Origin of the sequence: Nitrogeniibacter aestuarii, assembly GCF_017309585.1 — a bacterium.
GTDB lineage: Bacteria > Pseudomonadota > Gammaproteobacteria > Burkholderiales > Rhodocyclaceae > Nitrogeniibacter > Nitrogeniibacter aestuarii.
Genome location: NZ_CP071321.1, coordinates 1,286,175 through 1,308,192 on the forward strand (window position 1 = coordinate 1,286,175; position 22,018 = coordinate 1,308,192).

Annotated in this window: 5 protein-coding genes; 3 read left to right on the forward strand and 2 right to left on the reverse strand. The window is 62.4% G+C overall.

What is annotated here, in order from left to right:
* The first annotated feature begins 72 nt into the window (after positions 1-72).
* Positions 73-16,767, forward strand: a complete 16,695-nt coding sequence (locus J0W34_RS05995; RefSeq protein WP_230971047.1) for an immunoglobulin-like domain-containing protein — start codon at positions 73-75, stop codon at positions 16,765-16,767.
* A gap of 46 nt (positions 16,768-16,813) precedes the next feature.
* Positions 16,814-17,134: a hypothetical protein gene (locus J0W34_RS06000; RefSeq protein ID WP_227817110.1), complete on the forward strand. Its 321-nt coding sequence runs from the start codon at positions 16,814-16,816 to the stop codon at positions 17,132-17,134.
* Positions 17,135-17,181: 47 nt separating this feature from the next.
* On the opposite strand, the gene J0W34_RS06005 is transcribed toward J0W34_RS06000, so the two are convergent.
* Complete coding sequence (locus J0W34_RS06005; RefSeq protein ID WP_230971048.1) at positions 17,182-19,128, reverse strand: bifunctional diguanylate cyclase/phosphodiesterase; 1,947 nt, start codon at positions 19,126-19,128, stop codon at positions 17,182-17,184.
* A gap of 28 nt (positions 19,129-19,156) precedes the next feature.
* A complete protein-coding gene (locus J0W34_RS06010; protein WP_230971049.1) occupies positions 19,157-19,861 on the reverse strand; it encodes a transglutaminase-like cysteine peptidase in 705 nt (234 codons plus the stop codon).
* Positions 19,862-20,090: 229 nt separating this feature from the next.
* On the opposite strand from J0W34_RS06010, the gene J0W34_RS06015 reads away from it, so the two are divergent.
* A complete protein-coding gene (locus J0W34_RS06015) occupies positions 20,091-21,887 on the forward strand; it encodes a TolC family outer membrane protein (protein WP_230971050.1) in 1,797 nt (598 codons plus the stop codon).
* Positions 21,888-22,018 lie beyond the last annotated feature (131 nt).

Here is a 22,018-nt window from a genome sequence, read left to right on the forward strand (position 1 = left end):
CGCGCGCCGTAAATTCCCAGTATCGAATCAGTCTAAGCTGGCCGAGCGTGCCAGCACACGGAGAAAACCGTCATGGCGAGCAATCAACCCATCGCAACCGTTGTCGCAGTCACCGGCGAAGCCTACGCCCGCAACCCGGAAGGCGAATTGCGAGCGCTCAAACCGGGTGACGTACTGCGTGAAGGCGATGTGGTGATCACGCGCAACGGTGGACAGGTCGAACTGGCGACCACCGACGGCCAGTTGCTTGATATCCAGCCCAACGAGACGGTTGCCATGACCGTCGAACTCTCCGAAACGACACGTCCGGCCCCGGAAGAAGCCGTGCTCGGCGACGCCACGATCGACCAGGTCATCCAGGCGCTCGAAGGCGATGGCGACATCGACGCACTGCTCGAAGCGCCTGCCGCTGGCTTGGGTGGTGCCGGCGGTGGTGAAGGCAACAGCTTTGTCCGCTTGCTGCGGATTACGGAAGATACCGACCCGCTGGCCTTCGATTTTGGTGGCACGCGCCAAGGGGAATTCCCGGAATTCGACAGCACGGGTGATGCGTTCGTGCCTGAAACCATTGTGGCCGACGCTGAGCCGACCATTGGCGTGCTCAGTCTCTCGGGCGACGCGGCTGTCGTCGAAGGCGAGATGGCGACCTACACCTTGAGCATCAGTGTCGCGCCGAGTACCGATCTGGTCGTGAGCGTTCTGACCGGGCACGTCACCACCGATGACGGTGATCTGGTGCCGGTGAGCACGACCGTCACGATCCCGGCCGGCAGCACGTCGGCCACCTTCACCGTCTCCACGATCGATGATGCCTATGCTGATGACGGCGAAACCTTCACCGTGAGTATCAATGGCGCCAGCGGCGGTGGCTTCGACAGCATCGATATCGCGACCGGAAGCGTCACCACAACCATCAACGACCAGACCGGGCCAGATGCCACTCCGGGGCCCGAAGATACGGCAACCATCACGCTTGCCGGCCCGGATTCGGTCGTCGAGAGCAATGACGCGACTTACACGGTCAGTGTAGACCGCCCCGCAGCGACGGATCTGATCCTCAACGTCACGCTCACCCATATCGACACCGATAGTGGTGACATCGTCAGCGTGCCAGCCACGGTCACCATCCCGGCCGGTGCGACAAGCGCCAGTTTCGATGTATCGACTTTCGACGATGTGATTACCGAGGCTGGCGAGAACTACAGCATCTCGATCAGCCTGCCGGCGAGCCCGGGCGGTGGTTTCGAGAACGTGGTGATCGGGACCGGGACCAAGGTGACTCAAATCGTCGACAACGACGGAATGCCGCAGATCACGATCGACGACGTGAGCGTCAATGAAGATGCCGGCACGGCGACCTTCACGGTGAGCCTGTCGAACGCCTCGACCTCGACGGTGAGCGTGGACTACGCCAGCGTGAGCGGCAGCGCCACGGGCGGAGCCGACTACGGCAACGTCAATGGCACGCTGAGCTTCGCCCCGGGGGTGCTGACCCAGACGATCACGGTGGCGATCACTGATGATGTGTTCGCCGAAGGCGTCGAGAACTACACGATCGAACTGAGCAACGCAGTCAACGCCGGCATTGCCGACGGCACTGGCCTGGGCACGATCACGGATGAGCCGACCGCAGGGCCGGAAGATACCGTCACGCTGAGCATCAGCGGTGATGCCACGGTGGTTGAAGGTGAGACCGCAACCTACACCGTGAGTGTGGATCAGGCTCCGGCCACCGACCTCGTGGTGAGCGTCGTGACCGGCCATGTGACGACCGACGACGGTGATCTGGTCCCGGTGAGCACCACCGTCACGATCCCGGCCGGTTCGACCAGTGCGACCTTTACCGTTTCGACCATCGACGACGCCTACGCCGACAATGGTGAAACCTTCACGGCCAGCATCACCGGCAGCACCGGCGGCGGCTACGAGAACCTGGTCGTCGGCACATCAAGTGTCACCACCACCATCAACGATCAGACCGGCTCCGACAATCCGCCGGGAGCGGAAGACACCGTTACCCTGAGCATCAGTGGCGACGCGACTGTCGTTGAAGGTGAAACCGCGACCTACACGGTCAGCGTCGACCAGGCTCCCGCAACTGACCTCGTGGTCAGCGTCGTGACCGGTCACGTGACGACGGACGACGGTGACCTCGTGCCGGTGAGCACGACGGTGACGATCCCGGCTGGTTCGACCAGCGCGACCTTCACGGTCTCGACCATCGATGACGCCTACGCTGACAACGGCGAGACCTTCACCGCCAGCATCACCGGCAGCACCGGTGGTGGCTACGAGAACCTGGTGGTGGGGACTTCAAGTGTCACCACGACCATCAACGACCAGACCGGCAGCGACAACCCGCCGGGAGCAGAGGACACCGTCACCCTGAGCATCAGCGGCGATGCCACGGTCGTTGAAGGCGAAACCGCGACCTACACCGTGAGCGTCGATCAGGCTCCGGCGACCGATCTCGTGGTGAGCGTCGTGACCGGTCACGTCACCACCGATGACGGTGATCTGGTGCCGGTGAGCACGACGGTGACGATTCCTGCCGGCAGCACGAGCTCGACCTTTACGGTCAGCACGATTGACGACGCCTACGCCGACAACGGTGAAACCTTCACGGCGAGCATCACCGGCAGCACCGGTGGCGGCTACGAGAACCTCGTCGTCGGCACATCAAGTGTCACGACCACGATCAACGACCAGACCGGCAGCGACAACCCACCGGGAGCAGAAGACACCGCAACCATCACCCTGAGTGGTCCGAACACGGTGACCGAAGGCAACGACGCCACCTACACAGTGAGCGTCGATCAGCCGACGGCGACGGACCTGACGCTGAACGTGACACTCACGCACATCGACACGGTGTCGGGTGACATCGTGAGCGTGCCGGCCACGGTGACGATCCCGGCCGGCAGCACCAGCGCGACCTTCGATGTATCGACCTTCGATGACACGATCACCGAAGCCGGGGAGAACTACAGCATCTCGATCAGCCTGCCGGCAGTGCCGGGTGGTGGCTTCGAGAACGTGGTGATCGGCAGCGGCACGCAAGTGACGCAGATCGTGGATAACGAAGGCGCCCCGCAGATCACGATCGATGACGTGAGTGTGAATGAAGATGCGGGCACGGCGACCTTCACGGTGAGCCTGTCGAACGCCTCGACCTCGACGGTGAGCGTGGACTATGCCAGCGTGAGCGGCAGCGCCACGGGCGGAGCCGACTACGGCAACGTCAATGGCACGCTGAGCTTCGCCCCGGGGGTGCTGACCCAGACGATCACGGTGGCGATCACTGATGATGTGTTCGCCGAAGGCGTCGAGAACTACACGATCGAACTGAGCAACGCAGTCAACGCCGGCATTGCCGACGGCACTGGCCTGGGCACGATCACGGATGAGCCGACCGCAGGGCCGGAAGATACCGTCACGCTGAGCATCAGCGGTGATGCCACGGTGGTTGAAGGTGAGACCGCAACCTACACCGTGAGTGTGGATCAGGCTCCGGCCACCGACCTCGTGGTGAGCGTCGTGACCGGCCATGTGACGACCGACGACGGTGATCTGGTCCCGGTGAGCACCACCGTCACGATCCCGGCCGGTTCGACCAGTGCGACCTTTACCGTTTCGACCATCGACGACGCCTACGCCGACAATGGTGAAACCTTCACGGCCAGCATCACCGGCAGCACCGGCGGCGGCTACGAGAACCTGGTCGTCGGCACATCAAGTGTCACCACCACCATCAACGATCAGACCGGCTCCGACAATCCGCCGGGAGCGGAAGACACCGTTACCCTGAGCATCAGTGGCGACGCGACTGTCGTTGAAGGTGAAACCGCGACCTACACGGTCAGCGTCGACCAGGCTCCCGCAACTGACCTCGTGGTCAGCGTCGTGACCGGTCACGTGACGACGGACGACGGTGACCTCGTGCCGGTGAGCACGACGGTGACGATCCCGGCTGGTTCGACCAGCGCGACCTTCACTGTCTCGACCATCGACGATGCCTACGCCGACAACGGTGAAACCTTCACCGCCAGCATCACCGGCAGCACCGGTGGTGGCTACGAGAACCTGGTGGTGGGGACTTCAAGTGTCACCACGACCATCAACGACCAGACCGGCAGCGACAACCCGCCGGGAGCAGAGGACACCGTCACCCTGAGCATCAGCGGCGATGCCACGGTCGTTGAAGGCGAAACCGCGACCTACACCGTGAGCGTCGATCAGGCTCCGGCGACCGATCTCGTGGTGAGCGTCGTGACCGGTCACGTCACCACCGATGACGGTGATCTGGTGCCGGTGAGCACGACGGTGACGATTCCTGCCGGCAGCACGAGCTCGACCTTTACGGTCAGCACGATTGACGACGCCTACGCCGACAACGGTGAAACCTTCACGGCGAGCATCACCGGCAGCACCGGTGGCGGCTACGAGAACCTCGTCGTCGGCACATCAAGTGTCACGACCACGATCAACGACCAGACCGGCAGCGACAACCCACCGGGAGCAGAAGACACCGCAACCATCACCCTGAGTGGTCCGAACACGGTGACCGAAGGCAACGACGCCACCTACACGGTGAGCGTCGATCAGGCACCGGCGACGGACCTGACGCTGAACGTGACACTCACGCATATCGACACGGTGTCGGGTGACATCGTGAGCGTGCCGGCCACGGTGACGATCCCGGCCGGTAGCACCAGCGCGACCTTCGATGTATCGACCTTCGATGACACGATCACCGAAGCCGGGGAGAACTACAGCATCTCGATCAGCCTGCCGGCAGTGCCGGGTGGTGGCTTCGAGAACGTGGTGATCGGCAGCGGCACGCAAGTGACGCAGATCGTGGATAACGAAGGCGCCCCGCAGATCACGATCGATGACGTGAGTGTGAATGAAGATGCCGGCACGGCGACCTTCACGGTGAGCCTGTCGAACGCCTCGACCTCGACGGTGAGCGTGGATTACGCCAGTGTGAGCGGCAGCGCCACGGGCGGAGCCGACTACGGCAACGTCAATGGCACGCTGAACTTCGCCCCGGGGGTGCTGAGCCAGACGATCACGGTGGCGATCACTGATGACGTGTTCGCCGAAGGGGTCGAGAACTACACGATCGAACTGAGCAACGCAGTCAATGCCGGCATTGCCGACGGTACCGGCCTGGGCACGATCACGGATGAACCGACCGCAGGGCCAGAAGATACGGTCACGCTGAGCATCAGTGGCGACACCACCGTGGTCGAAGGTGAGACCGCAACCTATACCGTGAGTGTGGATCAGGCCCCGGCGACCGACCTTGTGGTCAGTGTCGTGACCGGTCATGTCACCACCGATGACGGTGACCTCGTTCCGGTGAGCACCACCGTCACGATCCCAGCCGGTTCGACCAGCGCCACCTTCACGGTCAGCACGATTGACGATGCCTACGCCGACAACGGCGAGACCTTCACCGCGAGCATCACCGGTTCGACCGGCGGCGGTTACGAGAACCTGGTGGTGGGGACTTCAAGTGTCACCACGACCATCAACGACCAGACCGGCAGCGACAACCCGCCGGGAGCAGAAGACACCGTTACCCTGAGCATCAGCGGCGATACGACCGTGGTCGAAGGTGAGACCGCGACCTACACCGTGAGTGTGGATCAGGCTCCGGCGACCGATCTCGTGGTCAGCGTCGTGACCGGTCACGTGACGACCGATGACGGTGATCTGGTGCCGGTGAGTACGACGGTGACCATCCCCGCCGGCAGCACGAGCGCGACCTTCACGGTCAGCACGATTGACGACGCCTACGCCGACAACGGCGAGACCTTCACCGCCAGCATCACCGGCAGCACCGGCGGTGGCTACGAGAATCTGGTCGTCGGCACCAGCAGTGTCACCACGACCATCAACGATCAGACTGGTTCTGACAATCCTCCGGGAGCGGAAGACACCGTCACCCTGAGTATCAGCGGCGACACCACCGTGGTCGAAGGCGAAACCGCGACTTACACGGTCAGCGTCGACCAGGCCCCGGCCACCGACCTCGTGGTGAGCGTGGTCACCGGTCATGTGACGACCGACGATGGCGATCTGGTCCCGGTGAGCACCACGGTGACGATCCCGGCCGGCAGCACGTCAGCCACTTTCACGGTCAGCACGATCGATGACGCCTACGCCGACAACGGCGAGACCTTTACGGCGAGCATCACCGGCAGCACCGGTGGTGGCTACGAGAACCTGGTGGTCGGCACTGCCAGTGTCACCACGACGATCAACGATCAGACCGGCAGCGACAACCCGCCGGGAGCGGAAGACACCGTCACCCTGAGTATCAGCGGTGATGCGACGGTGATCGAAGGTGAGACCGCAACCTACACGGTCAGTGTCGATCAAGCGCCCGCAACCGACCTCGTGGTCAGTGTCGTGACCGGTCACGTCACCACGGATGACGGTGACCTCGTGCCGGTCAGCACAACGGTGACCATTCCGGCTGGCTCGACGAGCGCGACCTTCACGGTCAGCACGATTGACGATGCCTACGCCGACAACGGCGAGACCTTCACGGCCAGCATCACCGGTTCGACCGGTGGCGGCTATGAAAACCTGGCGGTTGGCACCAGCAGCGTCACGACCACGATCAACGATCAGACTGGTTCTGACAATCCTCCGGGAGCGGAAGATACCGTTACCTTGAGCATCAGTGGCGACGCGACTGTCGTTGAAGGCGAAACCGCGACCTACACCGTGAGTGTGGATCAGGCCCCGGCCACCGACCTCGTGGTCAGTGTCGTGACCGGCCACGTGACCACCGACGACGGTGATCTGGTGCCGGTGAGCACCACGGTGACCATTCCGGCTGGTTCGACCAGTGCGACCTTTACCGTTTCGACCATCGATGATGTCTACGCCGACAATGGTGAAACCTTCACGGCCAGCATCACTGGCAGTACCGGTGGCGGCTATGAAAACCTGGTGGTCGGCACCAGCAGTGTTACCACCACCATCAACGATCAGACTGGTTCTGACAATCCTCCGGGAGCGGAAGACACCGCGACCATCACTCTGAGTGGTCCGGGCACGGTGACCGAAGGCAACGACGCCACCTACACGGTGAGTGTCGATCAGCCCACGGCGACGGACCTGACGCTGAACGTGACGCTCACGCATATCGATACGGTGTCGGGCGACATCGTGAGCGTGCCGGCCACGGTGACCATTCCGGCCGGCAGCACCAGCGCGATCTTCGATGTATCGACCTTCGATGACACGATCACCGAAGCCGGGGAGAACTACAGCATCTCGATCAGTCTGCCGGCAGTGCCGGGCGGTGGTTTCGAGAACGTGGTGATCGGCAGCGGCACGCAAGTGACGCAGATCGTGGATAACGAAGGCGCCCCGCAGATCACGATCGATGACGTGAGTGTGAATGAAGATGCGGGCACGGCGACCTTCACGGTGAGCCTGTCGAACGCCTCGACCTCGACGGTGAGCGTGGACTACGCCAGCGTGAGCGGCAGCGCCACGGGCGGAGCCGACTACGGCAACGTCAATGGCACGCTGAGCTTCGCCCCAGGCGTGCTGAGCCAGACGATCACGGTGGCGATCACTGATGACGTGTTCGCCGAAGGCGTCGAGAACTACACGATCGAATTGAGCAACGCGGTCAATGCCGGCATTGCCGACGGCACCGGCCTGGGCACGATCACCGATGAACCGACGGCAGGGCCGGAAGATACGGTCACGCTGAGCATCAGCGGTGATGCCACGGTCGTCGAAGGTGAGACCGCGACTTACACGGTCAGCGTTGACCAGGCCCCGGCCACCGACCTCGTGGTCAGCGTCGTCACGGGTCACGTGACGACGGACGACGGTGATCTGGTGCCGGTCAGTACGACGGTGACGATTCCCGCCGGCAGCACGAGTGCGACCTTCACGGTCAGCACGATTGATGATGCCTACGCCGATAACGGCGAGACCTTCACGGCGAGCATCACCGGTTCGACCGGTGGTGGCTATGAAAACCTGGTGATCGGCACGAGCAGTGTCACGACCACCATCAACGACCAGACCGGTTCTGACAATCCGCCGGGAGCAGAAGATACGGTCACCCTGAGCATCAGCGGTGACGCCACCGTGGTCGAAGGCGAAACCTCGACCTACACCGTGAGTGTGGATCAGGCTCCGGCGAGCGACCTTGTGGTCAGCGTCGTGACCGGTCACGTGACCACCGACGACGGTGATCTGGTCCCTGTGAGCACCACGGTGACAATTCCCGCTGGCTCGACCAGCGCGACCTTCACGGTCAGCACGATCGATGACGCCTACGCCGACAACGGCGAGACCTTTACGGCGAGCATCACCGGCAGCACCGGTGGTGGCTACGAGAACCTGGTGGTCGGCACTGCCAGTGTCACCACGACGATCAACGATCAGACCGGCAGCGACAACCCGCCGGGAGCGGAAGACACCGTCACCCTGAGTATCAGCGGTGATGCGACGGTGATCGAAGGTGAGACCGCAACCTACACGGTCAGTGTCGATCAAGCGCCCGCAACCGACCTCGTGGTCAGTGTCGTGACCGGTCACGTCACCACGGATGACGGTGACCTCGTGCCGGTCAGCACAACGGTGACCATTCCGGCTGGCTCGACGAGCGCGACCTTCACGGTCAGCACGATTGACGATGCCTACGCCGACAACGGCGAGACCTTCACGGCCAGCATCACCGGTTCGACCGGTGGCGGCTATGAAAACCTGGCGGTTGGCACCAGCAGCGTCACGACCACGATCAACGATCAGACTGGTTCTGACAATCCTCCGGGAGCGGAAGATACCGTTACCTTGAGCATCAGTGGCGACGCGACTGTCGTTGAAGGCGAAACCGCGACCTACACCGTGAGTGTGGATCAGGCCCCGGCCACCGACCTCGTGGTCAGTGTCGTGACCGGCCACGTGACCACCGACGACGGTGATCTGGTGCCGGTGAGCACCACGGTGACCATTCCGGCTGGTTCGACCAGTGCGACCTTTACCGTTTCGACCATCGATGATGTCTACGCCGACAATGGTGAAACCTTCACGGCCAGCATCACTGGCAGTACCGGTGGCGGCTATGAAAACCTGGTGGTCGGCACCAGCAGTGTTACCACCACCATCAACGATCAGACTGGTTCTGACAATCCTCCGGGAGCGGAAGACACCGCGACCATCACTCTGAGTGGTCCGGGCACGGTGACCGAAGGCAACGACGCCACCTACACGGTGAGTGTCGATCAGCCCACGGCGACGGACCTGACGCTGAACGTGACGCTCACGCATATCGATACGGTGTCGGGCGACATCGTGAGCGTGCCGGCCACGGTGACCATTCCGGCCGGCAGCACCAGCGCGATCTTCGATGTATCGACCTTCGATGACACGATCACCGAAGCCGGGGAGAACTACAGCATCTCGATCAGTCTGCCGGCAGTGCCGGGCGGTGGTTTCGAGAACGTGGTGATCGGCAGCGGCACGCAAGTGACGCAGATCGTGGATAACGAAGGCGCCCCGCAGATCACGATCGATGACGTGAGTGTGAATGAAGATGCGGGCACGGCGACCTTCACGGTGAGCCTGTCGAACGCCTCGACCTCGACGGTGAGCGTGGACTATGCCAGCGTGAGCGGCAGCGCCACGGGCGGAGCCGACTACGGCAACGTCAATGGCACGCTGAGCTTCGCCCCGGGGGTGCTGACCCAGACGATCACGGTGGCGATCACTGATGATGTGTTCGCCGAAGGCGTCGAGAACTACACGATCGAACTGAGCAACGCAGTCAACGCCGGCATTGCCGACGGTACCGGCCTGGGTACGATCACGGATGAGCCGACGGCAGGGCCGGAAGATACCGTCACGCTGAGCATCAGCGGTGATGCGACTGTGGTCGAAGGCGAAACCGCGACCTACACCGTGAGTGTGGATCAGGCTCCGGCGACCGACCTCGTGGTCAGCGTGGTCACGGGTCACGTCACCACCGATGACGGCGATCTGGTGCCGGTGAGCACCACGGTCACGATCCCGGCTGGCAGCACGAGTGCGACCTTTACGGTCAGCACGATTGACGACGCCTACGCCGACAACGGTGAAACCTTCACGGCGAGCATCACCGGCAGCACCGGTGGTGGCTACGAGAATCTGGTGGTCGGCACCAGCAGTGTCACGACCACCATCAATGATCAAACCGGTAGCGACAACCCGCCGGGAACGGAAGACACCGTTACGCTGAGCATCAGTGGCGACGCGACTGTCGTTGAAGGCGAGACCGCGACCTACACCGTGAGTGTCGATCAGGCCCCGGCCACCGACCTCGTGGTGAGCGTCGTGACCGGTCACGTCACCACCGATGACGGTGACCTAGTGCCGGTGAGCACCACCGTCACCATCCCGGCCGGTTCGACCAGTGCGACCTTTACCGTTTCGACCATCGACGACGCCTACGCCGACAACGGTGAAACCTTCACGGCGAGCATCACCGGCAGCACCGGTGGTGGCTACGAGAACCTGGTCGTCGGCACCAGCAGTGTTACCACCACCATCAACGATCAGACTGGTTCTGACAATCCTCCGGGAGCGGAAGACACCGTCACCCTGAGTATCAGCGGCGACGCCACCGTGGTCGAAGGTGAGACCGCGACCTACACCGTGAGTGTGGATCAGGCCCCGGCGACCGATCTGGTGGTCAGCGTCGTGACCGGTCACGTGACCACCGACGACGGTGATCTGGTCCCTGTGAGCACCACGGTGACAATTCCCGCTGGCTCGACGAGCGCGACCTTCACGGTCTCGACCATCGACGACGCTTACGCCGACAACGGTGAAACCTTCACCGCCAGCATCACCGGCAGCACCGGTGGTGGCTACGAGAATCTGGTCGTCGGCACCAGCAGTGTTACCACCACCATCAACGATCAGACCGGCTCCGACAATCCGCCGGGAGCGGAAGACACCGTTACCCTGAGCATCAGTGGCGACGCGACTGTCGTTGAAGGCGAAACCGCGACCTACACCGTGAGTGTGGATCAGGCCCCGGCCACCGACCTCGTGGTCAGTGTCGTGACTGGTCACGTCACCACCGATGACGGTGATCTGGTGCCGGTGAGCACCACTGTCACCATCCCTGCGGGCAGCACGAGCGCCACCTTCACGGTCAGCACGATTGATGACGCCTACGCTGACAACGGCGAAACCTTCACCGCCAGCATCACCGGCAGCACCGGTGGTGGCTACGAGAACCTGGTCGTGGGCACATCAAGTGTCACCACCACCATCAACGATCAGACCGGTAGCGACAATCCGCCGGGAGCAGAGGATACCGTCACCCTGAGCATCAGCGGTGATGCGACTGTGGTCGAAGGCGAAACCGCGACCTACACCGTGAGTGTCGATCAAGCCCCCGCGACTGACCTCGTGGTGAGCGTGGTCACGGGCCACGTGACCACGGACGATGGCGATCTGGTGCCGGTGAGTACCACCGTCACGATCCCGGCTGGTTCGACCAGCGCCACCTTCACTGTCTCGACCATCGACGATGCCTACGCCGACAATGGTGAAACCTTCACCGCCAGCATCACCGGCAGCACCGGTGGTGGCTACGAGAACCTGGTCGTCGGCACCAGCAGTGTCACCACGACCATCAACGACCAGACCGGCAGCGACAACCCGCCGGGAGCAGAGGACACGGTCACGCTGAGCATCAGTGGTGACGCCACGGTCGTTGAAGGTGAAACCGCAACCTACACCGTGAGCGTCGACCAGGCTCCCGCAACTGATCTCGTGGTGAGCGTGGTCACGGGCCACGTGACGACGGACGACGGTGATCTGGTGCCGGTGAGCACCACCGTAACGATCCCGGCCGGCTCGACCAGCGCGACCTTCACGGTCAGCACGATTGACGACGCCTACGCCGACAACGGTGAAACCTTCACCGCCAGCATCACCGGCAGCACCGGTGGTGGTTACGAGAACCTTGTGGTCGGCACTGCCAGTGTCACCACGACCATCAATGATCAAACCGGCAGCGACAACCCGCCGGGAGCGGAAGATACCGTCACGCTGAGCATCAGCGGTGATGCCACGGTCGTTGAAGGCGAAACCGCGACCTACACCGTGAGCGTCGATCAAGCCCCCGCGACTGACCTCGTGGTGAGCGTGGTCACGGGCCACGTGACGACCGACGACGGTGATCTGGTGCCGGTGAGCACCACCGTGACGATCCCGGCCGGCTCGACCAGTGCGACCTTTACCGTCTCGACCATCGATGACGCCTACGCCGACAACGGCGAGACCTTCACGGCGAGCATCACCGGCAGCACCGGCGGTGGCTACGAGAACCTTGTGGTCGGCACTGCCAGTGTCACCACGACCATCAATGATCAAACCGGCAGCGACAACCCGCCGGGAGCGGAAGATACCGTCACGCTGAGCATCAGCGGTGATGCCACGGTCGTTGAAGGCGAAACCGCGACCTACACCGTGAGCGTCGATCAAGCCCCCGCGACTGACCTCGTGGTGAGCGTGGTCACGGGCCACGTGACGACCGACGACGGTGATCTGGTGCCGGTGAGCACCACCGTGACGATCCCGGCCGGCTCGACCAGTGCGACCTTTACCGTCTCGACCATCGATGACGCCTACGCCGACAACGGCGAGACCTTCACGGCGAGCATCACCGGCAGCACCGGTGGCGGCTACGAGAACCTCGTCGTCGGCACATCAAGTGTCACGACCACGATCAACGACCAGACCGGCAGCGACAACCCACCGGGAGCAGAAGACACCGCGACCATCACCCTGAGTGGTCCGGGCACGGTGACCGAAGGCAACGACGCCACCTACACGGTGAGTGTCGATCAGCCCACGGCCACGGATCTGACGCTGACCGTGACGCTCACGCATATCGATACGGTGTCGGGCGACATCGTGAGCGTGCCGGCCACGGTGACGATCCCGGCCGGCAGCACCAGTGCGACCTTCGATGTATCGACCTTCGATGACACGATCACCGAAGCCGGGGAGAACTACAGCATCTCGATCAGCCTGCCGGCGGTGCCGGGTGGTGGTTTCGAGAACGTGGTGATCGGCAGCGGCACTCAGGTGACCCAGATCATCGACAATGATCCGGATGCGGTGGATGACACGATTTCGACCAACGAAGACACCGCTGTCGTCGTGCCGGTTCGTGACAACGATATCGATCCGGATGGCGATCCGCTCACCGTGACGGCAGTCACCCAAGGCAGCAACGGTACCGTGACGATCGATCCGGTCTCGGGCAACCCGGTCTATACGCCGAACCCGGACTTCTTCGGTTCTGATTCCTTCACCTACACGATCACTGATGGCAATGGTGGTGTCGATACGGCCACCGTGACGGTCAATGTCGTGCCGGTCAATGATGCTCCGGTCGTCACCGGTGGCGCGGTCAGCGGCACCGAGGATACGTCGGTGGTCGTTGATTGGGCGAGCTTTGGCATCAGTGATGTGGACAACCCGACCTCGGCGATCGAGGTGGAATTGACCAGCCTTCCATCGGACGGCGTGCTCGAAGTGTTCAACGGCACGTCCTGGGTGGCCGCTGTTGCTGGTCAGACACTTACATCCGCCCAGATCCAGGCCGGCAACCTGCGCTTTACGCCGGATACTCATGAATCTGGCGACGACGGGTTTGCGACCGCAGGCACGGGCGACCAGCAAGACGACTACGCCAGCTTCAGCTTTACCGCCAGTGATGGCGCCGGTGGTGTGACGCCGGGCGTGGTCACGGTGGACATCACGCCGGTGGCCGATGCGCCCACGCTTTCGCTCGGCACCACCGTGGTGGATTTCACCGACGGTGTCGCCAGCGATCTGTCGGTGCCGGCCGGCACGGGACTGGTGCTGGATGTGTTCCTCAACGTCTCGACGATGGACAGCACAATTGCCGCCGACGCCGATACGCTCGAGGCGGCGGTGTCGGGCCTGACGCCCAACAGTTCATCGGTTGTTCAAAGTCTCGGGACCGATTCGACAGCCGCCGGTGCCGCCGATATTCCGACGGATGGCCTGTTCCGGCTCACCGGGGTGATCTTCCTGGAGGCGGGTCACACGTATTCGCTTGAAGGCTACCGTGACGACACGATGCACATCGAAATCGGTGACAACGTGGTCTATTCGCAAGGCTTCAATAATTGGGGCGACTACCAGAGCGCGGATTTCGTGCCGAGCGAGAGTGGCTACTACACCTTCGAGCTGTACGCGTACAACGGCGACGGCGTGGGTGACATCAGTGCGCTGATGTCTATCGATGGCGGCACAGCCGTGGCGCTGTCGAACTTCCCCATCTACACGAACATCGGTGATGTTGCGGACGCAGGCGGACAGTACTCGGCCTACGTGGGCAGCGCCGATGGCGGGTATTACCCCATCCGCTACAACGAGGGCCTGGAAGACACGCCGATTCAGTTGCAGGACGTGGCCTCTGCGCTGGTGGATACGGACGGTTCGGAAGTGCTCGACGTCGCCATCTCGGACATTCCCGTGGGCGCGGTGCTGACCGATGGAACAAACAGCTTCACCGCCTCCTCGGGCAACACCACGGCCAACGTGACCGGTTGGGATCTGACGCGCCTGAACATCACGGCCCCGCTCGACTTCGCTGGTAGCTTCGACCTGACGGTGACGTCGACCAGTACGGAATCGTCCAACGGGGATGCGGCCAGCACGACGGCCATCATTCCGGTGACCGTACTACCCATCAATGATGCGCCCACGATCGTTTCCGGCAGCGTCAATGTGTCGGAAGAAGGATTGACCGGTGGCTTGGTGGATACCAGCGGAACACCGGTCGATACCACCGATTCGGCGACCCAGACCGGCTCGATCAGCATCAGTGACCCGGACAGTACCGTCAGCGTCACGCTGTCGGGGCCGGCCGGCATCACCTCCAACGGTGTCGCCATCACCTGGTCGGGCGATGGTACGGCGGGCAACCCCTTGATCGGCAGCGCCGGCGATACGGAAGTCATGCGTGTCACCATCGACTCGGCTGGCAACTATTCGGTGACCCTGGTGGCGCCGATCGATCACGACCCCGGCAATGGCGAGAACATCAAGGCCATCGACCTGAACGTCGTCGCCACCGATGGGGAACTGACCACCACCGGTACGCTGACCGTCAATGTTGAAGACGACGCGCCCAACGCGGTGGCTGCCACCAACACGGTGGTTCTGCCCGCCGTCGATACCAACGTGATGCTCATGCTCGATATCTCGGGCAGCATGGGGCAGAACGGTGGTGAGCGTCTGACGATCATGAAGCAGGCCGTGAATGAAATGCTCGACCAGTACGACAACCTGGGCGACGTCATGGTGCGTGTCGTCACGTTCAACTCCGGCGCTTCGGCCTACCAGAGCAACTGGGTCACGGTCGATGCGGCCAAGGCATATGTCAATGGCCTGACCGCCAACGGCAACACCAACTACGATGCGGCCTTGCTGAGGGGGATGGACGCGTTCGATGATCCCGGCAAGATTGCGGGGGCGCAGAACGTGTCCTACTTCCTCACGGATGGTCAGCCGACAGTCTCCTACGACTGGAACAACGCAGGCTATTCCGGGTTCCTGCCGAACCAGACCGGAATCCAGCCGAGTGAAGAAGCCATCTGGACGAACTTCCTGACCACGAACTCGATCAAGTCGTACGCTTACGGTATGGGCACGGGCGCAACGCTCTCGGCCATGAACCCGGTGGCGTACGACGGTACGACGGCAACCAACACCAACGCGATTGTCGTGGCCGACATCAACGAACTGCCCCCCATCCTGCGCGACTCGATCGTGATCCCGACCACGGGCAACATCACCTCAGGGACGCTGGGTGCCGGGTCTGGCCTGGGCGCCGACGGTGGCTACATGGAAACGCTGACCATCGACGGGGTGGAATATGCCTACGACGGCAGCGTGACCGGTACCTCGGCGGGCGACTACAACGGCACGACCCATGTGTGGTCGATCCAGACCGTCGATGGCGGCAAGTTCGAGGTCGATATGGACACGGGCGACTACGACTACACGCCGTCGGCCGCCTCGGGCGTGGCTTACAGTGAAGACATTGCCTACACCCTGGTCGATCACGATGGCGACCGGGCCTCGTCGATACTGACCATTGATGTGCAGCCACCCGTAGTGGTCGATCTGGCGACCGAGTCAGGCGCCAATACCGGCACCACATACACCGGCGGTGACGCGTCCGAGAAGATCATCGGCACCGATGGAAACGACGTCATCCACGGGGGCGATGGCGATGACATCATTCGTGGTGGCGCAGGCAACGACCTGATCGGCGGCGACGGCGGCGACGACGTGCTGTCCGGTGGCCTTGGCGCCGATGTCTTCGAGTGGACGCTTGGTGATGCCGGTACCAGCGGCGCACCGACGGTCGATCAAATCACCGATTTCGACTCGAGCTCGGTGGCCGCGGGCGGCGATGCCCTCGATCTGCGCGATCTGCTTCAGGGCGAATTGCATGCCGGGAACGATGCCGGCAATCTGTCGGATTTCCTGCACTTCGAGCAGAGCAATGGCAACACCATCGTCCACGTGAGCAGCAATGGCGGGTTCTCGGGCGGTTACGCCGCCGGGCAGGAGGATGCCACCATCGTGCTCAACAACGTCGATCTGTTCGCCGGCGGTCTGTCCAATGACCAGCAAGTGATTTCCGATCTGCTGTCCAAGGGCAAGCTGATTACCGACTGATCTGAGGGGCCGCCCCAAGCGGGCGGCCCGCACTCCGGAGAACGACATGGTGTATGTCAAACGCGATGCTCAAGGGCAACTGATCTCCGTCAGCCTCCAGGCCGATGCCGAGCACACGGAACAGGCCGATACATCGGACCCGACCGTGGCCGCCTTTGCCCACGGCTTGCTGGGAGAGACCGCCCTGGTCGATTCCGACCTGCGGCTGGTGCGGGTGCTTGAAGACGTGATTGATCTGCTCATCAGCCGCGATGTGATCCGCTTTACCGATTTGCCCCCGCCCGCTCAGGCCAAGCTCATGGAGCGTCGCTCCATGCGTCAGAGTCGGGGCTCGCTCGACTTGCTCGGTGACGACGAAACGGTCTGAGCATGAATAAAGGCGCCCGCGGGCGCCTTTATTCATGGGCGGTTGAATCAGCGAACGCCGGGCCCGGTCATGGCATCGAAGCCCAGCTCGGTCAGCAAGCTCTTTTCCTCCGGGCGACTGACGCCCTCGGCAATCACCTGCATGCCCATGGTGTGACCGATGGAGACCAGTCCGCGCAGGAAGGTCTGGTTGCCCGGATGGTGGTCGATTTCACGCACGACGCTGGCGCTGATCTTCAGATAGTCGAGGCCCACATCATGGAGCTCCCCGATCCGGCAGACCTGCTGGCTCACATGCTCGAGGCCAATCCGGCAGCCCAGGGGTTTGAGCGCACCGCACAGGCGGCGGAAGGCTTCGGCATGACGGAAGGCGGCATTCTCGGGTAGATCGATCCATAGTCTGCGCGCCGAATCGGGTTGTGCCTTGAGCTTGTCGAGCAGACGAATGACGGTGCCCGGATGGCACATGGACTCCACCGACAGATTGATACAGACGTCGATTTCGGCCGATTCGGCCAGACTCAGCGCTTTATCGACCACCAGCTCGTCGATCTGAGGCAACAGGCCGCAACGGGTCGCCCAGGGAATGACATCGCCTGCGGTCAGGACGCTGGTGTTGTCGGGATGGTGCATGCGCATCGGCAATTCGTGGTGCAGCAATCCGCCGTCGCTGCGCATGACCGGGAACTGAACCAGACTGAATCGGCCGAGTGCCAGCGCTTCGCTGATCAGGCCACGCCAGCTCGACAGATCCGTGGCGGGTCGGATCGTGGTGTCTACGCGCTCGATGTGCGGTGTCTGCCCGTCATTTTCTTTCGAGCGGTTAAGCGCCACATCGGCGTGGGCCAGCAGTTGCGGCAGCGGCGCGCCGCGACGATAGCAGGCGATGCCCACCGGCAGAACGGCGTGTTCGACCGGCAGGCTTGAGCGCACGCTGACATCGAGTTGTTCCGAGATGCGCAGACCGAGTGCCTCGGGATCCGGCTCGTCGGGGCTCAAGAGCGCGAAGTCGGTGCCATTGAGTCGGCCCAGAATCATCTGACCATCGTCGCCTGCAACGCGCTCAAGCGCATTGGAAAGCTTGCGCAGCACCTCGTCGGCCGTCTTGCGACCCAGGGCCTCGTTGATCTGGATGAGATGTTCAACACGCACGATCGCCAACGCACCTTCGGCCGGGGCGTCGTCGTTGTCCAGCGTGGCGGACACCTGCGCCATGAAATGTTCGCGATTGGACAGGCCGCTGACCGCGTCGTGCTGTGCCTGCCGGCGCAATTGGTCCAGACGCGCCGACTCTCCGTCGAGAATGGCGCGGACCCGTTCGCTCAGGATGTTCATGGCATTGACCACGGCGGCGAACTCCGGCGTCGAAGGCGCGGGGCTCGAAATGAAGCGACGCTCGCCAATCGCCTCCGCCTGTTCGACAACGATATCGAGCGGTTTCAGCATCCAGCGCAGGACCAGACTGCCGAGGGCGCAGACAACGAGCGCGCCGATGGCGAAGCTGCCCAATAAATTCGTGGAGCCGCGCCACAGGCTCTCGTAAGCAAAACCGGTGTCGCTGCGCACCGTCAAAGTACCGAAGGCCTGCCAGCCATCGTTGATGAAGGCGACGCCGGCATCCGGGTGGAGTGTGACCATGTGCTTGAACCACGCTGGCACGGTTTGAAGATCGTCACGGATGCCCAGTTGGCGTTTGCCTTCGGCATCGCTCGTTGAGCGTTCCAGAATGACCTTCTCGCCCGTCGGGTCGGTCAAGCGGATCAGATCGTAATGCGCGTTGTCGAACTGTGCGGCCACCAGCAGTTCAACGGTGGCCGCGTCTTTCGGCATTTGGGTCATGGCCAGTGCCAGCACGTTCGCGTTGTCGCGGTTCTTGAAGCTCAGTTCCTGCTCCAGATAATTGCGTGCAGACAAGGTGCTGATCACGAAGCTGCAGCCGAAGGCCGCGAGCATGAGCACTAGAGTGGCGAGCCAGAGTTGTTTGATCAGGGACATGCGAGCGTCCTCTCGTTGTCGTGTGGTGTCATGGTTCAAACCCTTCCTCGGTCAGTCGTGCGACCAGATCGCGCCAGCGTGACAGGCGCTCTGTGGAACTGGCGCTCGGTCGGCTTGCGCCCTGGACCCAGAGGCCGCTGCTGTTGAAACTGAAGATCGGCGACAGGTCGGTACGACGCGATGCGGGTTGAATGTCTCCGAGCAGATTATCCAGTACAAGTGGTTCTGCGGTCGGCGTTTCGTAATATCCCAGCACCATATGGGCCTGAGTCAGAGAACTGTTGGGCCCGCCGATGCGCGCCCGGACATAGATGAGGCGTAGCTTGCTGTCAGGGATGCCCAGCAGCCTCAGGGAAAGGTATTTGGCGATCACGAAGTCCTCGCAATCACCCGCACCTTTGGAGAATGTTTCAAGCGGCGTTGCCCAGTAGTCTTTCGAGCGCCAGACAACCGGATCGTCACTGAACTGGATGTTGCGATTGAAAAACTGGTTGATGTCGCGCAACTGATCGCGCTCGGACTGCTCGTTCGCCGTATTCAGAGCACTGCGCCACTGGCGAACACGCTCGGCGACGGTGTCGCCGTAGCGGGAGAGGGCGGTGGCTTCGACACGATCCAGGGTGGAGTTCGCGGAAGAAACCAGTGCAATGAAGAAAACGCCGGCTGCAAATAAACGCCGGCGTAGTGCTCGCCAAAAGAAGTCAGGATGACATCGTGATGACGAAGAAATCACGATGCTTATGACAAGGCGTCACAAGACGCCGTTTTCGTGCTGTGCAAAAAGGGATACCCTTCCTGCGGCGCGTTACCGACTGAGCTTGCGATTTGGTTAAAAATGCCAAATTCCTTACATTCTTTCGCAATCTTGGTGGTTATCATGATTTTGGTCGATTCGGGTGATCTTCTCGCCGGGTCTGCGCCACAGATATGAATAACGGATCAACTGGTCAGAAATTGAGTTCATGAGAAAAATTGCCCGAGTCGTGACTGTCGCACTGGCCGTTGTTGCCGCATCAGCGCCGACCTTCGCCGAGCCCGCCGCCAATCTTCGTGAGGCCATCCAGAAAGCCGTTGTGTCGAATCCTGAAGTGCAGGCTGCATGGCATGCTTACCTGGCGGCCGAGCAGGAGCGCAATGTGGCCGAAGGCGGCTACTACCCCCGTGTGGACCTGACTGCAGGCATTGGCCGGGAGCGTCAGACCGATCCGGGCCAGGCCGACCGTAACTACAGCCGCCGCGGCGCGACACTTTCGCTGAACCAGATGGTCTATGACGGCTTTGCGACGCAAAGCGAGGTCTCGCGTCTCGATCACGCCAAACTGACCCGCTATTTCGAACTGCTCGATGCATCCGAGCAGACGGCGCTCGAAACCGCGCGTGCCTACGCCGACGTCCAGCGATATCGTGAGCTGGTCACGCTGGCGCGGGAAAACTACGATCAGCACAAGAGCGTGTTCGATCAGATCGAAGAGCGGGTGAGAGCCGGCGTCGGTCGCCGCGTGGATTTCGAGCAGGCCGCCGGGCGTCTGGCGCTGGCCGAGTCCAACCTGCTGACCGAAGCCTCCAATCTGCATGACGTGAGTGCCCGCTACCTGCGCGTCGTCGGTGAGCTGCCCGCAGACACCCTGGCGCCACTGGACAGGCTCACCAGCAACATCCCTGCAGACGTGGCCGAGGCGCTGCGCCTGGCTTACACCGCCAACCCGGCCTTTCAGGCCGCGATCGAGAACATGAGAGCCGCCCGCGAAGAGGCGCGCGGCAAGAAATCCGCGTTCCATCCGACCGTGGATCTGCGCGCGCGTCAGGGAGTGGACTGGAATACCGATGGCGCGGCAGGGCGTCATTCCGATCGCGTGATCGAGCTGGTGCTGAATTACAACCTGTTCAACGGCGGCTCGGATCGTGCCACCGTCAATCAGTTTGCCGAGCGGCTGAATCTGGCCAAGGACCTCCGTGACAAGTCGTGCCGCGACATGCGCCAGACACTGTCGATTGCCTACAACGACGTGGGCCGGATTGCCGAGCAACTCACCTACCTGAACCAGCATCAACTGTCGATCGGCAAGGCTCGCGAGGCCTACCGTCGTCAGTTCGACATCGGCCAGCGGACGCTGCTCGATTTGTTGGACACTGAAAACGAATACTTCCAGGCGCGTCGCGCTTACGTGAACGCTGCCTTCGACGAGGTGACGGCGCATGCGCGGGCGCTGGCCGGCATGGGCAAACTGCTCACCTCGGTGGAGGTGGCGCGCGAAGACCTGCCGGCCCTCAGTGACATCAGTGACGAGCGCGAAGCGGTCGATCCGGGCGCGGCCTGTCCTGTCCTGGCACCGGCACCCAGCGCAGTACTCAAGACCACGATGGCCGCGGTCAAGGCTGAGCCCGTGACCACCGAGACGCCGGCAGCCGCCGTGGATGGCACCGTGGTTGCCTTGCAGACGGCCACCTCGAACTGGGCCAAGGCGTGGGAAAGCAAGGACTATCCGCGTTACCGCGACTTCTATGGCGAAGCCTTCCGTCCCGAGGGGGGTGAGTCGCTCGCGGCCTGGGAACGCGTGCGCCAGCAACGCCTGGGTAAAGCCGGGCCGATCAGCATCGAAGTGGCGGATGTTCAGGTGCAGAAACTGGGCGCTGATACTGCGGCGACAGTGTTCCGTCAGACATATCGCTCCAATGACTATCAGGATGTGGTGACCAAGCGTCTGGAATGGGTGCGTACCGGTGGTCGTTGGCAGATCGTGAGGGAAGTGGCGCAATAAGCCGGACCGCGTTCAAATCGACACATGAAATTCGGGCCTTCGGGCCCGTTTTCATTTCAGATACCGCTGTTGGGGAACGATCGAGTGCCGATCCGGTTCGAATTGATACTCAGGACTATCAAGGAGACCAG

Excerpts from the sequence above, each read along its gene's own strand:
- J0W34_RS06005 (WP_230971048.1), bottom strand. The coding sequence starts at position 19,128 with ATGTCCCTGATCAAACAACTCTGGCTCGCCACTCTAGTGCTCATGCTC.
- J0W34_RS05995 (WP_230971047.1), top strand. The coding sequence starts at position 73 with ATGGCGAGCAATCAACCCATCGCAACCGTTGTCGCAGTCACCGGCGAA.
- J0W34_RS06000 (WP_227817110.1), top strand. The coding sequence starts at position 16,814 with ATGGTGTATGTCAAACGCGATGCTCAAGGGCAACTGATCTCCGTCAGC.
- J0W34_RS06015 (WP_230971050.1), top strand. The coding sequence starts at position 20,091 with ATGAGAAAAATTGCCCGAGTCGTGACTGTCGCACTGGCCGTTGTTGCC.